Source organism: Pseudoalteromonas luteoviolacea, from assembly GCF_000814765.1.
Classification (GTDB): Bacteria; Pseudomonadota; Gammaproteobacteria; order Enterobacterales; family Alteromonadaceae; genus Pseudoalteromonas; species Pseudoalteromonas luteoviolacea_H.
Genome location: NZ_JWIC01000005.1, coordinates 285,176 through 301,849, shown reverse-complemented (window position 1 = coordinate 301,849; position 16,674 = coordinate 285,176). Strand labels below are relative to the sequence as shown.

Annotated in this window: 12 protein-coding genes; 2 read left to right on the top strand and 10 right to left on the bottom strand. The window is 43.2% G+C overall.

The window, feature by feature from the left end; translation table 11 throughout:
* Positions 1–19 precede the first annotated feature (19 nt).
* The 8 genes from JF50_RS08840 to JF50_RS08805 are packed head-to-tail and all read right to left on the bottom strand — an operon-like array spanning position 20 to position 8,170.
* Positions 20–751, bottom strand: a complete 732-nt coding sequence (locus JF50_RS08840; protein ID WP_039609089.1) for a DUF3379 family protein — start codon at positions 749–751, stop codon at positions 20–22.
* On the bottom strand, positions 751–1,266 hold the full coding sequence (locus JF50_RS08835; RefSeq protein ID WP_039609088.1) for a sigma-70 family RNA polymerase sigma factor: 516 nt from the start codon (positions 1,264–1,266) through the stop codon (positions 751–753). The genes JF50_RS08840 and JF50_RS08835 overlap by 1 nt, the downstream gene beginning before the upstream one ends.
* 51 nt (positions 1,267–1,317) lie before the next feature.
* Positions 1,318–2,964 (bottom strand): BatD family protein, encoded by a 1,647-nt coding sequence (locus tag JF50_RS08830; protein ID WP_039609087.1) that lies wholly within the window; start codon positions 2,962–2,964, stop codon positions 1,318–1,320.
* Positions 2,958–4,835 carry a vWA domain-containing protein gene (locus tag JF50_RS08825; protein ID WP_039609086.1) on the bottom strand — a complete coding sequence of 626 codons (1,878 nt, stop codon included), beginning with the start codon at positions 4,833–4,835 and terminating at the stop codon, positions 2,958–2,960. Before JF50_RS08825 ends, JF50_RS08830 begins: the two co-directional genes overlap by 7 nt.
* 1 nt (position 4,836) lies before the next feature.
* On the bottom strand, positions 4,837–5,823 hold the full coding sequence (locus JF50_RS08820; protein WP_039609085.1) for a vWA domain-containing protein: 987 nt from the start codon (positions 5,821–5,823) through the stop codon (positions 4,837–4,839).
* Entirely contained in the window at positions 5,816–6,250 is a 435-nt protein-coding gene (locus JF50_RS08815) for a DUF4381 domain-containing protein (protein WP_039609084.1), read from the bottom strand. Before JF50_RS08815 ends, JF50_RS08820 begins: the two co-directional genes overlap by 8 nt.
* A 5-nt stretch (positions 6,251–6,255) precedes the next feature.
* Positions 6,256–7,197, bottom strand: coding sequence for a DUF58 domain-containing protein (locus JF50_RS08810; RefSeq protein ID WP_039609083.1), 942 nt, complete (start codon positions 7,195–7,197; stop codon positions 6,256–6,258).
* Positions 7,198–7,213: 16 nt separating this feature from the next.
* Positions 7,214–8,170, bottom strand: a complete 957-nt coding sequence (locus JF50_RS08805; RefSeq protein WP_039609082.1) for an AAA family ATPase — start codon at positions 8,168–8,170, stop codon at positions 7,214–7,216.
* A 292-nt stretch (positions 8,171–8,462) separates the two neighbouring features.
* Between JF50_RS08805 and fadI the strand changes: the two genes are divergently transcribed.
* Together fadI and fadJ are read left to right on the top strand one after the other, a co-directional pair.
* Entirely contained in the window at positions 8,463–9,773 is a 1,311-nt protein-coding gene (gene fadI / locus JF50_RS08800) for an acetyl-CoA C-acyltransferase FadI (protein WP_039609081.1), read from the top strand.
* Complete coding sequence (gene fadJ, locus JF50_RS08795) at positions 9,774–11,876, top strand: fatty acid oxidation complex subunit alpha FadJ (RefSeq protein ID WP_039609080.1); 2,103 nt, start codon at positions 9,774–9,776, stop codon at positions 11,874–11,876. It abuts the gene before it with no gap.
* 675 nt (positions 11,877–12,551) lie between these two features.
* Here fadJ and JF50_RS08790 read toward each other — a convergent pair.
* Both JF50_RS08790 and JF50_RS08785 read right to left on the bottom strand, forming a co-directional pair.
* Positions 12,552–14,393, bottom strand: coding sequence for a S8 family peptidase (locus tag JF50_RS08790; RefSeq protein WP_052262201.1), 1,842 nt, complete (start codon positions 14,391–14,393; stop codon positions 12,552–12,554).
* A gap of 423 nt (positions 14,394–14,816) precedes the next feature.
* Positions 14,817–16,658, bottom strand: coding sequence for a S8 family peptidase (locus JF50_RS08785; protein ID WP_052262200.1), 1,842 nt, complete (start codon positions 16,656–16,658; stop codon positions 14,817–14,819).
* Positions 16,659–16,674: the final 16 nt, after the last annotated feature.

Sequence of the window (16,674 nt, the reverse complement as noted above, 5' to 3'; positions counted from 1 at the left end):
GCGCTTGCCGCGCCCCGTTTTATAGCCATTGTAAGGAGTTGTTGACTTCCCCTTGATATTTTTCAAGAGGAGTGCCTAATTTGGCTACCAAAATGGTATCGGCATTAGCGCCTTTGTTAATTGAACCGCTAAAACGACTGTCATTAAACTCGGTATCACCTTGGCGATAGTCGTTTTTATCGCTTGGTACAATAAACACCGTCATAGGGCCATGATCAGATTGAAAAATTAAATGTAAGCTGCGCTGGCCTTTAAAATTACAGAACGTGGCGTAGGTTACTTTCCCTGGTAAAGACTCCAGTTTGCCACCGAGCATTGCCAACTTCTCATTGACAATTTGCAGGTTAACTTCTTTGTTTAACTTTAATGCACTTTCTTCATAATATACATGTTCAAGGGCGTGCTCCCCAGCATACAGTGGTGCGTGTACAGCAGTGCTGAAATACACCATTACAGCCAGTGCCACCGAAGCCGCTGATGCAATAGGGACGGTGAAGCGTCTATACCAAGCCAGTTTAACCACATTATCCGAAGAATGTGTTGCTGGTTTTTCATCCGCTTCTATATTAGCAAGTAACTTTGCTTGTAAGCCTTCTGGCACAGGTACCTTTAGCGCATCGCCGAGCAGGGCATCAAAATCCTGCACCTCTTCAACTAAGCGCTTTTTAGCCGGATCCTGCTTTGCCTCATCCGCTAGGTGTTGATCGCTTGGATCGGCGAACAGGCGACGGCGAAATTCTAAATCATCCATCAGTTTGATGCCCCCTTTGCTGATTCATTCACGTTAGTTAATGCCTCTTTTAGCTGATTTCTCGCTCTATACAATCTGGTCATAACTGTATTTTTGTTTAACTCCAAAATCTCTGCGATTTCATCACCAGAGCACCCCATGACCACTTGAAGCAATAAAGGTTCTCTATACTCGGAAGCTAACTGGTTAATCTGTCTTTGGACAACCGTTTGCTCCATTTCATCGTCTAATGCTGTGCTTTTGGTATCGACCAAGGTGTCATTTTCAACATCAGCATAATCAAATTGTTTTCGTTCAAAGCGACGCGCGTTCTCTCGTCGCAATATGGTTAATAACCAAGACTTAGCGGCTTTTTCATCCTGAAGTGCATCTAGTGAGCGCCATGCACGTAAAAATGTTTCCTGAACCAAGTCTTCTGCAATAGTTGGGTCCTGGCACAACCAATAAGCAAAGCGATATAACTCCGTATGGTAAACCTGAACCAAAGATTCGTAACGTTTTTGTTTTTGGGTCATGCTAACTAGACCTTGCCTTTAGCAATATTATTTCACTTTTCGCCATATTATTTAGTAAAGCGTCTCTAGGCGATTCTTAGCGTCTGATTTTGAACGCTTTTTAATTTTACACATATGATTATATAGCGTTACGAGATCGACCTGTTTTTTATTTGCACTATAAAGGGATGCTTGCAACTTTGCAATTTCTTCCCTAATTTCGGTCGGCTGCTGGCTGGTCCAAGATTTTAGTGGCTGTTGATAAGCGAGTTCCACATATTCTCGTAATAACGTGTAAAACTGTCGGGCTTCATTTTGCTTTGCCACTTTTGCAAGTTGTTTTAACTTATCCTGTGCATTTGTATTGTCTGTGTTCTGACTATCTTTTGCGGAGGCTTGTACTGGTGTATGGGATTTTCTTAACAGCATCACTACCAGTGTAATTAACCAAAGTACATAACCTAAACCCGTTAACACCCAATCTACCCAAGATTTTTTTGCGTCTCTATAGATGATTGTCGGTTCAACCTGATTACTCGGCGCGACAGATTGCATAGTGACGTTAGGTTGCGGCTGTACTGTTGGTGTCTGTGGTTGATTTGGATCCGCGATAACTTCAACGGTTCTTGCTGGCAATGTAGCATATTGGATGCGGTTAATTACGGTGTTAAACCATGGTAATTTAATCTCTGGGAGTGTGTAAGTACCAGGCTTTTGTGGGAGTAGGGCATAAGAAGCAACCATTTGCGAAATGACTCGGCCATCTCTTGCCATTTGATTTCGATCGGTCTCATCTGGGTAAATTCTAAACCCATCTACACTTGGAATGTCTATATCAGGCATTTGTTCTTTGGTGATACCCAGTGCAGTCAGAGTAAACGTTCTCGTGATCGGTGAACCTACTACAACTTGTTTATCTTCTGGTTGCCATTCTTCTGCCAAGTTCACTAATTCACTAGGTAGCCATGCGCCTTTATAGTCGTTTGGAATAGGCTTCACTTCAACGTCAATAGATTCTCCAACAGCGCTTACAGCCATTCTGCGATATCCTTCACGAACTTGGCCATTAAAAATAGGGCCTTCCACGGTGAAGTTACCACTTTTCTGCGGTTGAATGAGGTACTTTCGGGTTATCACTCGGTAGCGGCGACCATCGACGACTTCATAGGCTTCTTCTTGTTGTCCCATTGCGGTGATGGAGCCTTCGTTCATAGTAGGCTGGCTCATTTGCGCATCAAGCAAATCTTTGCCAATGAAAAGCTTAACGGTGTATAAAGCGGCTTGCTGTACATACAAAGACTGCGGTGCCAGCTCCGTTGTGACAAAGATATCTTTTTGTTGGCTATCATCTGACTCTCTTGCTACTACGCGTAAGTTAATAGGCTGAGATTTGATGCCTGAGACTTCAAATGCAGGAAGCGTAAACTCACCTGCGCTTCTGGACATGACTTGCATTTGCCAACTGGTTGCACTGCTCATACTACCATTGACTATTTGAGTACGAGAGCTGGTACTGATTGGTCCAGTAACAAAGTTTTTCGCTATGGCAGAAGTATCAGGCATTTGACCTGATACCTTACCATTGGCTTCAATGGTTAAAGTAAAGTATTCACCAACCAAAACTGGGTTTTTATCCACACTGGCGGTGAGTCTGTCTATGGCCAAAGCGGGCAGCGCGACAGCGAATAAAATAAAACAGATAGCAAATCGCATTACCATGATTTTTCAGCTCCTACTGGTTGTCTTTGTTGTTGTCTTTGTCTTGATTCCAAAAGCATTTTATTTTTTAGCAAAATGGCAGGGTCATCAGGTACTCTTCGAAGTAGTTGGTCCAATTGCTGTGCTTTTTCTTTTTCTTCAGGTGTTAGCTCTCTCATCTCAGATTGCGCCATTTGCTGCGCCTGCTCGTCTTCTGATAGCTCGCCTTGAGGCGTTTGCTGTGGCTGTGCTGATTGCTCTTGTTTTTCAGCTTGCTCGCCTTCTTCACCTTCTTCACCTGCTTGTTTGTCGGCTAACTCTGGCTCATTCTGATTTTCAGATTGCTCATCACTTTGAGATTGCTCTGACTGTTCGGTATTCTCTTGTTCAGACTCATCCCCTTGTCCATCTTGAGACTGGCTCTGTTGCTCGTTTTGGTCAGATTGTTCTTGGTTTTCACCTTCGCCTTGTTGTTGGTCGTTTTGCTGCTCAGAGGATTGCTCTTGTTGCTCTTGATTATTTTGATCCTGATTTTGTTGGGACTGCTGATCTCTCATCTGCTCAAGTAACTCTTTATTTTCTTGTGCTTGTGAAAGGGTAGGATTTATTGTCAAAGCACTATCATATGCCTCAATGGCTTCGTCGATCTTACCTAAGTGTGCCAGTGCATTACCAAGGTTATATTGGCCAATTGCGGTATCTGTATGCTGCAATGTTTTAGCTGCTTGCTCGTATAACCCTTGTTTGTATTGAGCTGCGCCACGCAGTGTTGCATCCTGTGCAGCACTGGCTTGGTCAAAGTGTTCATCTTGGTAGGCTGATAACGCGTTTTGATCTGTATTTTTGAACCAAGATTGCCAATCAGCAGCATAGCTAGGTGAGCTTGGAAGATAGGCGATAACGCAAATTACCAGCGTCACTGCATTGTTACGAAATGCCAAAAGCGCAAGTGGAATAATGGCAAATAACAGGTATTGACCCGCATCGACGCGCCAAAGTGTTTCGTTTGGTTCATTGGGCGATTCAATGTCCTGTGTATCCTCAATCGCAAAGGTTTCAATATCTGAATTATCCGGCGAATAAGTGGCATATTGGCCACCTAAGCGTTGGGCTAAAGAGCGTAAACGTTCAGCGTAAAGCTTAGGCACAACGATTTGTCCATATCTGTCTTTTAAAAACCCTCCTTCAGGTACGCTGATTGGAGCACCTTGAGCAGTGCCAACGCCATAAATATGAAGCCTGTAACCCGAACCGCTCAGCATACTTTGTATATCTTGCGCATCTTCTAGTTCAACTTCATCTGTAATCAAAATGATTTCACCGGATGGGTAACCTGCCTGTTCAAGCAGCGTTTTCGCTTGGTCAATACCAGCAAGTACGTTGGCGCCTTTTCCTGGCATAATGTCTGGGCTAATACTTGGAACTAGATTCTCTAGGGTGTTTATGTCGCTCGTTAGTGGCGACACAATGAAAGCATCCTGAGCATAAGCAACCAAAGCAGTGTCACCCTCACGAAACTGCTGCAACATATCAAGTGTCTTAAATCTTGCTTGTGTGAGTCTATTTGGTGCTATGTCCGTGGAGTACATTGAGTAGGACATGTCCATTACTAATACTCTTGCCTGTTTGGCTGAAAACACTGGCACACTTTGCTTTTCAATGCTTGGACCCGCAGCGGCCAATACCCCAAGTAAAAGTATGAGACTGGTCAACCAAGATGAATGATTAGACTTTGCCTGCTTGCCTTCGGTCAAAACAATTTTGGCTAGGTGTGGCGCGATCAACTGAGATTGTTTGCTGCTGGACTTTTTATACCACTGCAGTAAGCAGATGACACTCCAAGGTAATAGTAGCCACAGTAAGTCAGGTCTAATAAATTGAAATTCGGTCATATTAATTATCTCGCCTCCATTGCATTGCAAAGCGAATTAGCAGCGCTAATCCCCAAATAGCGATGGCCGCTAAGAGTGGGATATAAAATAATGCGATTTTAGGTCGGAATGTTTCATCTTCTGCGGAGATGGGCTCCAAGTTATCTAATTCAGAGTAAATTTGTTGTAGACCTTGCACATCTTTTGCTCGGAAATAACGGCCACCTGTTTCAGATGCAATATGAGTCAGTGTTTGCTCATCAATGCTTGCACCAGACATATTGCCCAAAGAGAAGAACCCGCGATTTCTTCGGCCATCTGAGCCGACACCAATGGTATAGACTTTTATCCCTTCTTCTCTGGCTAAAATAAGCGCTTCTTCGGGTTGTAAGTTACCTGCGGTATTTTGGCCATCAGTGAGTAATATCAGAATACGGTTACTTTCTTCTTTTTGATTGAAGCGTTTGACAGCAAGACCTAGTGCATCGCCAATGGCTGTGGCTCTGCCTACCAAACCAATTTGCGATTCTTGTAGCATCTGACTTACGGTGTTAATGTCTTTGGTTAACGGTGTTTGTAAAAAGGCAGTATCCGCGAATAAAATCAGGCCAAGTCTATCGCCTTGTCTTTGTTCTATAAAGTCGCCTAAAACTGCTTTAACAACCGAGAGTCTATCTATGTAACGGCCGTTATATTCCATGTCTTCTTCAGCCATTGAATGTGATAGATCCACCGCCATCATGATGTCTCTGCCTTCACTGGGTAACGTAATTGGGTCATCCAGCCAAGTCGGATTACTCAATGCGGTCACCAGCAGCAACCAAATGAGCATTTCTAGCCAGTTTTTTTTATGAGATAAAACCTGTTCCTGCGTGCCTATTGCGCCCAAAGTGGCATAACTTGGCATACGGATTTTGTGTTGTGTCTGTAGCGCAACAGGTTTGAGTCTGGCGATAATCCATGGTAGTGGAAGCAACAAAAAAGCCAATGGCCACTCAAATTCAAACATCTAAGCGCTCCTTGGTTTTAAAGGTCTTAATTGCCATCATAAGTTGTTCAATTTGTTCGTTGTTATTATCTGATTTATATAAAGCGGTAATATCTTGCTCTTTGAACTGCGCTTTTGATACCGAATTTAATGTCTGGCACCAGCTAGTACTCGACTGAGCGGCAGCAGACGTACCGTAATAGTGTTTAGCTAGTCTTTTCACTATGCCATGTAAAGCAAGGGCATCTTGCTGATGCTGCTGGCTTAATTGGATTGCTTCTCTTTTGGCTGCACCAAACTGCCAGTTTTTATAGAGCCAAACAGCCAAAGCAACAATGACAATAATTGAAACGCAAATAAGTGCCCACATTGGCAAAGATAAAGGCCACCAGCTCACTTGTTCTGGTGGCATAACATCGTGCAGGGCATCTAGTGGAGATTGATTCATTACAGTTACCTAGTGAGCTGAGTTTCTAAGGGAATATCCGCAGAAAAATTAAGCATAGTCATACCTGCACGCTGCAAGCGTTTGAGGCGAGCGCTGAATACTTGCTGCGCGCGTTTGGCAAATTTATCTCTAAATTGCTTATCGCTAAGCGGGAGCGTCCAAGTATTTTGAGTGCCTTGGATCTCAACGGCTTGGTTATAGGCTGGTAAAGTATGCTCAAAGGGGTCACTGACTTGGCACCCGGTCAGTTCACAGTGTCGACTCAAGCCTTCTAGGAGTGAAAAACTTTCATCATTGAGGTCTGAAAAATCAGAAATCAAGTAAATTAAACTGCCTGGTTTTGCCAGATGCTTCAGCCTTTTTAGGTTGTCATTAAAACGGCTGGCGCTTGCGCTATCTCGATTAGCAAGGCTCGTTTCATGCACATCACACAGTTGGTGGCAAAAAGCGAGTACGCCTTTGTCTCTGGCAGTTGGTTTGAGCTCGTGGTGGCTATGTTCTGAAAATACCACTCCGCCGAGTCTGTCACCGCGCTGTGAGGCTGACCAAGCGACTAATGCACTTAAATGGGCTGCTTGTACTGATTTCAGTAGGAGCTGACTACCAAACAACATGCTGTTTGACAGGTCAGTATAGATGAATACCGGGCGTTCTTTCTCTTCTTGATACAGCTTTGTGTGTGCTTCACCTGTACGGGCTGTGACGCGCCAATCTATTGCGCGAATATCGTCGCCGTATTGGTACTGACGAACTTCGGCAAACTCCATACCTCTTCCTTTGTGTGGTGCAAGGTATTGTCCCGCTTGTCCGCTGCGTATTTGGCCTTTCGGTTTTAAGTCGAGCAGGCGGGATTTGCTTCTATAATAAAGCAGTTCTTTTAGCCCAAGTTCAACGCCATTGGTATGACAGTTTTTAAACCAGTTTTGGATATCAATATTTGCTTTCATAGATCGAGCTTATACTTTAAGGGACTGGCACTAACTCAAGGATTCGGCTAATCACCTGATCTTTCGTAATACCGTCTGCTTGTGCTTCATAGCTCAAAATAATGCGATGTCTCAATACGTCATGCAAAACAGCTTGTATATCATCTGGTGTAACGAAGTCTCGCTGTTGTAACCACGCATGCGCACGTGCGCATTTATCCAATGCAATTGTAGCGCGCGGACTGGCACCTAGCTCTATCCATGTACCTAGTTGGGCATCAAGCGTAGCTGCTTCACGGGTAGCGATAATAAGTTGAACTAAATATTGTTCTAACGGTTCAGCTAAATGTAGTTCTAGCACCTTTTTTCTTGCTTCAAAAAGCGTCTGTTGGCTAATTGGGCTAAATTCCACTGTCTCTGTACTGAGTGCTTCGCCACGAGTGAGTCGCAGTATCTCTAACTCAGTTTGTGCTTGTGGGTAATCAATATTGAGGTGCAACAAAAATCGATCTAACTGCGCTTCAGGGAGTGGATAGGTCCCTTCTTGTTCAAGCGGGTTTTGGGTTGCCATAACCATGAACAATTCCGGTAATGGATAGGTAGTCTTACCTACTGTAACCTGTCTTTCTGCCATCGCTTCTAGTAGAGCTGATTGAACCTTAGCTGGTGCACGGTTGATCTCATCAGCGAGTACAAGGTTATGGAACAGAGGGCCTTTCTCAAATACAAACTCACTGGTTTGTTGTCTGTAGATGTCGGTGCCGGTTATATCAGCAGGCAATAAGTCAGGGGTAAACTGAACGCGCTGGAAGCTGCCTTCAATGCCTTTGGCAAGCGCATTGACCGCTCTGGTTTTAGCAAGACCTGGTGGACCTTCTACTAATAAATGACCGTCAGCTAGGATAGCGATTAATAGTGCTTCAGTGAGATCAGGTTGACCAATAATTTGTGTATCTAAGTATTTTTTTAATTCAGTAAACTCATTAACTGCCATGCTTGTTTGTCCTTGTTATGACAAATTTGTTGCTTATTTATATGGATTGAAACGAAAAACTCAAGCTTTTGAGGTGTAATTTCACACTTTTCTTAGACTCTTTTTTTTTGTTTAGTTCCATATTTTTAATATATTTTTCAAATGCTTTTTGATTTGTTCAAAAATCACGCTAAGTTTAATTTGCGCTGTGATTTTTACAGACTATTTCCATTTTTCTATTGGCAGAATGGATTCGGTTGTTTAGAATCGAGTTAAAATAACAGGTCAGACCTGTCAGCGGGAGAGCAAATTCATGTCTGAACAAAACATTCTAAAAACAATAAACGGAGACCGTATTGCCATTGTCAGTGGCCTACGTACTCCTTTCGCGAAACAAGCTACTGCTTATCACCATGTGCCAGCACTTGACCTCGGTAAAACCGTGGTCAATGAGATGCTAGAGCGTTTGAATATCGATAAAAAAGAAATCGATCAGCTCGTATTTGGCCAAGTAGTACAAATGCCAGAAGCGCCAAATATTGCGCGAGAAATCGTGTTAGGCACGGGTATGCCGGTCTCTGTTGATGCTTATTCTGTTTCTCGCGCCTGTGCAACTAGTTTCCAGGCTGTCGCAAATGTTGCAGAGTCTATTATTGCAGGTCACAGTGCTGTGGGTATTGCCGGTGGTGCTGATTCGTCATCTGTCCTTCCGATTGGCGTCAGTAAAAAGTTGGCGGGCAGCTTAGTTGATCTGAACAAAGCAAGAACCTTGAGCCAGCGCTTAAAAATCTTCTCTAAATTACGCCTAAAAGATTTGTTACCTGTTCCACCTGCAGTTGCAGAGTATTCAACTGGCCTATCAATGGGTGACACTGCAGAACAAATGGCAAAAACGCATGGGATCAGCCGTGAGGAACAAGATGCGCTAGCACACCGTTCGCATTCATTAGCGGCAAAAGCGTGGGATGAAGGTCTTTTATCACCCGAGGTGATGACTGCGCATGTTGCGCCTTATAAAGGCTTTATCGACAGAGATAACAATATACGGGCAAACTCTTCGCTTGAAGGCTATGCAAAGTTGCGTCCAGTATTTGATCGTAAGCATGGCTCGGTTACAGCTGCTAATGCAACGCCATTGACTGATGGTGCAGCCGCTGTGTTGATGATGAGTGAGAGCAAAGCGAAAGCACTTGGCTATGAGATTCTCGGTTATGTACGTTCTTATGCCTTCTCTGCAATTGGTGTACACGAAGATATGTTGATGGGTCCAGCACATTCGACCCCATTGGCATTAGATAGAGCTGGTATTGAATTGAAAGATCTTGACTTAATAGAGATGCATGAAGCGTTTGCAGCACAAGCACTGGCTAACGTTAAGATGTTTGCCTCTGATAAGTTTGCCCAAGAAAAGTTGGGACGCAGTAAAGCCATTGGTGAAATAGACATGGATAAATTCAATGTTAATGGCGGCTCACTGGCATATGGACACCCATTTGCAGCAACAGGTGCCAGACTTATCACACAAAGTTTAAATGAATTAAAACGCCGAGGTGGTGGGCTTGCATTGACAACTGCATGTGCAGCAGGTGGTTTAGGTGCGGCTTTTGTATTGGAGAGTGCATAGATGTCAGTATTTAATTATGAATTGAACAGCCACCAAGTTGCTTTGGTGACTATTGACGTGCCTGGCGAGAAAATGAATACACTTCGTGATTCATTTGCTGATGAGCTATTAGAAGTGCTTGAGCAAGGTAAAAATGATGACGTAACAGGCATGGTGTTCGTAAGCGGTAAAACAGACAACTTTATTGCTGGTGCAGACATCAAAATGCTTGATAATGCCAATACTCGTGAGGATGCGCTGCGTTTGTCTGAAATGTGTCAGCAGGCATTTTTCAAAATGAAATCCCTACCATTCCCAACGGTAGCTGCAATTCATGGTGCAGCCCTCGGTGGCGGATTAGAGTTTGCATTAGCATGTGACTACCGTGTGTGTACGACTGATGACAAAACCAAGCTTGGTTTACCTGAAGTGCAACTAGGTTTATTACCCGGTGGCGGTGGGACACAAAGACTACCAAAGTTGGTTGGTATCCAAAAAGCGCTTGAGTGGATGTTAACAGGCAAGCAGGTAAGAGCGAAGCAAGCTGCTAAAACAGGTTTAGTTGATGAGAGTGTACCTCACAGCATTTTGATGGATGTTGCTGTTAAATTGGCTCGAAAAGGTAAGCCTAAAACACGTAAGCCTAAGCTGGATAAATTAAGCCAGTTATTGGAATCGAATCCTTTTGGCCGCAATATTATTTTCAAAAAAGCACAAGAAAATGTTGAGAAGAAAACAGGGGGGCATTACCCAGCGCCATTGGCAATCATTAAGGCTGTTCGTGCGTCTGTAGAGCTTGACGAGCTTAAAGCGTATAAAACGGAAGCTGAAGGGTTTGCAGATCTTGTGATGACTGAAGTTTCACGCTCTTTGCGTGGTATTTTCTTTGCGACGACAGAAATGAAAAAAGAGTGGCAAAGCGATGATACTGCAAAAATTGAGCGAGCGGCTGTACTTGGCGGTGGGTTAATGGGCGCGGGGATCACGCACGTTAGCGCGGCAAAGGCGGGAGTACGTGTGCGCATTAAAGACGTTGCACATCAGGGGATCAGTAACGCACTTAACTACAGCTATAAGATCCTGTCTAAAAAGCAAAAGCGCCGTATTTTATCTAAAGCACAAATGCAATCAACGATGAATAGCATCACGGGCACAACCGATTATAGTGGCTTTGAGCATATTGATATCGTGATTGAAGCGGTGTTTGAAGACCTTGCTTTAAAGCAGGGGATGGTGGCTGATATTGAGCGTGAATGTGCAGAGTCGACCATTTTTGCCAGTAATACATCGTCACTTCCAATTGCCCAAATTGCTGAAAAGGCTGCACGACCTGAGAATGTCATAGGTCTACATTATTTTTCTCCAGTGGAGAAAATGCCGCTAGTAGAAATCATTCCTCACGAGGGGACTTCGGAACAAACCATTGCTAAAACAGTTAATTTTGCACGCAAACAGGGTAAAACCCCCATTGTGGTAAAAGACAAAGCGGGGTTCTATGTCAATCGAATTCTGGCACCTTATGTCAATGAGGCGGCTAACCTGTTGCTTGCAGGAGAACCAATTGACAAGATAGATCAGGCGCTTGTTGAATTTGGTTTTCCTGTAGGACCTCTGGCATTACTTGATGAAGTGGGTATCGATATTGGCTCTAAGATAGCACCAATTCTCGAAAAAGAGTTAGGCGAGCGATTTAAAGCGCCTAATGCATTTGAGCGCATGATTGACAATAAGCGTCTGGGCAGAAAGACCGGTCGTGGCTTTTATACCTATGAAGGTAAGAAAGGCAAAAAGGTGGATGAGTCAGTTTATGATTTACTTGGTATCACGCAAGCACCTCGTTTAAACAAGCAAGAAATTGCTAATCGTTGTGTTGCGCAAATGCTGAATGAAGCATCTCGCTGTTTAGATGAAGGGATCATCGCCTCTGCAAGAGATGGTGATATTGGTGCCATTTTTGGCATTGGTTTCCCGCCATTCTTAGGCGGTCCGTTTAGCTATATGGATAAACGTGGCATCAATAAGGTGTGTTCAGAGTTATCTACGTATGCAACCGAAAATGATGTGTTTACCCCGTCAGAACCATTAAAAGCGAAAGCGGAAGCAGGTGAAGCTTACTACAGTTAACATGTTGACAAGAGAAAACGCCGTACAATACGGTGTTTTCTTTTACTCGATATTTTACCCAACTTAAAGCTGTCTAATTTAATTCGCTTTCCTCGCATTGAAGTCAAATGCCTTTTCCCTTAACTAGTTCCCTTCTTGAATTTTAATCAATAGCATAGCGTCTTTAGCTGTCCGATTTTTGAGTGCACCTACTGTTCTTGTTGAAAAAAGGTATCTAAACGAAGCTCACTTAATTTCGTTTTTTATTATCCAGCCTTTTTTATGCCTTAGTTGTGGATATTTACTTTCTGGATTATGTTGCTTACTTAGTCTAAGTAGGTGTTTTCTTTATATCCGCTGAAATCAATATATACCAACCAGTATGTTCTGTTTGAACAAAAGGTATCAATTGGCTAGAGGAAATAGGGTCAGTTGAGTAAGAATCTGGCAGGTCAGTAATAGAAATTTATATGTACAGTAAATATATACGTTCTAAGATTTTATTATCTACTGGACAGTAATTTTATATAACTTGAAATTTGATAAAGGAATAATATGAAAAACACAAAGAAACGGATGGTTGCAATTGCACTCGGTTATAAGTGCTACACAGCAGATGACGCTTAAGTCAGATTAGTATGCTGCTATTCCAGCATACAGGTAAAAGAGAGCTACTGTGTAGCTCTCTTTTGTGGATTAGTGACCGTAGAACGTGATTGTCCAGCCAGTCAGTAGACCTGGTTTGGTATTGTTAGGTTGAACTTTATCACTGCGTTGTGGAGTGACTGTGATAGAGTCTTCAACAAATTTACCAGTGCCAAGGTCGTATACTCTCTCAGACCATCCATCTTTAGCATTCGTATCAATGATACGTAGCTTCCAGTCACCTTTTGCAGATTCGCCATAGAAGTGATTAGACAAAATTGGATTGCCATTAAACCTGTTACCTTCAATATCGGTACCAGCAGTTAAAATCACACTGCGAGTATTACTCGGTGAAATAAGCTCGATAGATAGGTCACCAAGGCGGTCATGCTCTAGGTTTAAGTTTACTCGCACACCTTCGACAGTGAGCTCTTCATTCTGTGTATGCACAGACTCAGTGCCAGAGAAGTCGCCATCATAGATGAATGCGTCAGCAGCCACTGGTACATCGTAAGATTTAATTTGTAAGTCACCAAGAATTGGACCTGTTAGTAGTGCTTTTTCTACAGCTGCATCCACATTAGCTAAACCAAAACCATAGTCATAGTGGAAAGGCAGACCTGCACCATTTACTTGCCACGCAGGAATTGCTTCGTACTCACCAATCATGCGTGGTTTAGAGTCTGCATCTACTTGGGTTGCCGTTGTGATCATCAGGTGTCTAACATCACGCCATGAAAGCTGGTGGTTGGCTGACATGACAAGCGCAATTGCGCCAGAAAGTGCCGGTGTAGCAGCCGAAGTACCATTCATGTTAAAGGTGTACAGTGGGTTTTCACACTGAGTTTCGGTGGCATCAGTACATGTTTTTGGTAAATCTGTTGTTACGGTCGCTGGGCTATAGCGTCCCCACTCACCAGCAGGTGCGGTAAGTAGAACAGCTGATCCTCCTGTTGAGTAGGCCGCAAGGTTACCCTTAGCATTCAATGCTGAAACAGTTAAGTTCCAGAAGTTCGCATTTATTGGATCGGCTAAAGATGCATCATATGCTGGTAGTGCGTAACCATTTGGGTAGATTAAAGTGAGTAGTCCATTATCTCTGTCTAACCAGCGACCACCCATGAAGTGATCATTACCCGCCGCTTTTACGGCCATAGCACCGCGTCCACCATGACTTTCTGTTACTGCAATTTTAGTCACGTTGTCTAGATTATCAAAATACGCACGATAGTCGCCATAAATACTCGCGTCAGCAAATGTGTAACCGATACTTTGGTTTATTACGCGCGCATCTGTATGCTTGTTCATTGGTTGGACTGCACCATCCATATCCATGACTGCGCGAATTGCGAAGTCCAGATCAGCGTAGTTACCCTCTTTACCGATAAGGTTTGCACCGGTTAGCGTTGCAGCAGGTGCAACACCACGGCCGCCCTGACCGTTAAACGCAGCCGCTGCAGCAATACCTGCAACCATAGTGCCGTGGTTATCTACTTTAACACGGCCTCGTGACTCGTACTCGTAGATATATGGGTTAGGGTTTAGTGTGTCTCCTTGAGCCATATTTGGTGCAAGATCTGGGTGGTATGTAGCCAAGCCATCATCAATAATCGCGATGTTGATCCCTTGACCTAAAATACCGCGACGGTGTGTAAAATCGAGATTCAAATCAATGCCAGCAACTCCTGGTGTAATTGCACCAGCGTGTTGTCCATTATTTTGAAGGTGCCATTGATGTACAACAAGAGGGTCGCCGCCAGCTAGTTTATAAGTATATTCCCATACATGCTTAAATGGGTCATATTCCTCAGCGCTGTTGTCAAATGTTTGGGCGTGTGCTTGTCCTAACGCCAATAACAAACCTGCGGTAACAATATTTAATTTATTATTCATTATATTTCCACTTTGTTGATTGTTTAAGTAAATAAACGTTTCATTTCAAAAAAAATAACAAAGATTAAGAAAAAAAATTTAATTTTTGTTTTTAGTGCAAAATTTAATGGCTGGGGAATTCAAAATGTAAAAAAAGCATGTTTAAGTGGTTCACATAAAATAAGTGTTTCAACATGTTTTTGGGCTGAATTTTTTTGATATAAAAAGAACGAGTTATTCTAACGATTCGATTGAATATAAATAATATCATAACCGACTTAGTATTACTTGAGTCTGTGGATTTAAAAGTTAATAACCAGCGTTTTTAGTTTGCTAATTTATATCAAATATTGGTTGAGTAGGAGACTAAGCTGAAATGAGTTGTGTTTATGAGCTATAAATAATGAGAGAAGAGAGCTATGTGTATAGCTCTCTTTGGAGTGATTAGTGACCGTAGAACGTAATGCTCCAACCCGTTAACTGGCCAGGTTTAGCATTATTTGGTTGTACCTTATCACTGCGTTGAGGAACAACTGTGATTGAATCTTCAACAAATTTACCAGTGCCTAAATCGTACACTCGCTCTGCCCAAGAGTCTTTCGCATTGGTATCAATGATACGTAGTTTCCAATCACCTTTAGCTGACTCGCCATAGAAATGATTTGATAAAATGACATTGTTGTTAAACTTGTCACCTTCGATATCGGTACCTGCAGTTAAAATCACACTGCGCGTGTTACTCGGTGAGATCAGCTCGACAGATAAATCGCCAAGACGTTCATGTTCTAGGCTCAAGTGTACTTGTACTGCTTCCACTGTAAGGTCTTCTTTTTGACTGTGAACAGAGTCTGTGCCTGAGAAGTCACCGTCATAAATGAAGGCATCAGTAGCAACTGGCACGTCATATGATTTTATCTGTAAATCACCCATAATTGGGCCTGTTTGCAGCGCTTTCTCTACCGCAGCATCCACATTAACCAAACCAAAGCCATAGTCATAATGGAATGCATGTCCAGCCCCGTTCGTTTGCCAAGCAGGGATTGCTTCGTAATCACCAATCATACGTGGTTTTGAGTCTGCATCTACTTTGGTTGCGGTTGTGATCATCAGGTGTCTAACATCACGCCATGAAAGTTGGTGATTGGCAGACATGATAAGCGCGACTGCGCCTGACAGAGCAGGGGCGGCGGCTGAAGTACCATTCATGTTAAAGGCGTACATTGGGTTTTCGCATTGTGCTTCACTCGCATCTGTACACCACTTTGGTAAATCTGTTGTTACTGTGGCTGGGCTATAGCGGCCCCATTCACCAGCTGGTGCTGTAAGCAGTACAGCGGAACCACCTGTTGAGTATGCAGCAAGGTTACCTTTTGCATTTAGAGCAGAAACCGTTAAGTTCCAGAAGTTCGCATTTGTTGGATCTGCAATTGACGCATCGTATGCTGGTAGTGCATACCCATTTGGGTAAAATAAAGTAAGCAGACCTTTATCTCTATCTAACCAACGTCCACCCATAAAGTGACTGTTACCAGCCGCTTTAACCGCCATTGAACCACGACCACCATGGCTCTCTGTTACTGCTTTTTTAGTGACTGCATCAATATTGTCGAAGAAAGCACGATAATTGCCGTAAATACTTGCGTCAGAGAAAGAGTAACCGATACTTTGGTTGATGACGCGGGCATCTGTATGTTTGTTCATTGGTTGAACTTCACCGTCCATATCCATGACCGCACGAATTGCCACATCGCGACCTGTGTAATTCTTGTCTTTACCAATGAGGTTTGCACCCGTTAAAGTCGCTGCTGGCGCAACACCACGTCCGCCTTGACCATTGTATGCGGCAGCGGCTGCAATACCTGCGACTTTAGTACCGTGACTATCGACTGTTAAACGGCCTCTTTTATTATATTGATAAATATAAGGGTCTGGGTTTAATGTGCTGCCTTGTACAATATTTGGAGCAAGATCTGGGTGATAGGTCGCTAAACCGTCATCAATAATAGCGATGTTAATGCCTTGTCCTAAAATGCCACGACGATGTGTAAAGTCTAGGTTTAAGTCAATGCCAGCTACGCCTGGTGTAATTGCGCCTGCATGTTGACCATTATTTTGTAGGTGCCATTGATGTACAACAAGCGGATCCCCACCAGCTAGTTTGTAGGTATATTCCCATACATGTTTTGAAGGGTCATATTCTTGAGCACTATTATCAAATGTTTGCGCGTTTGCTTGACCTAGAGCCAGTAATAAACCAGCAGTAACAATATTTAACCTGTTGTTCATTGTGTGTTTCCATTTT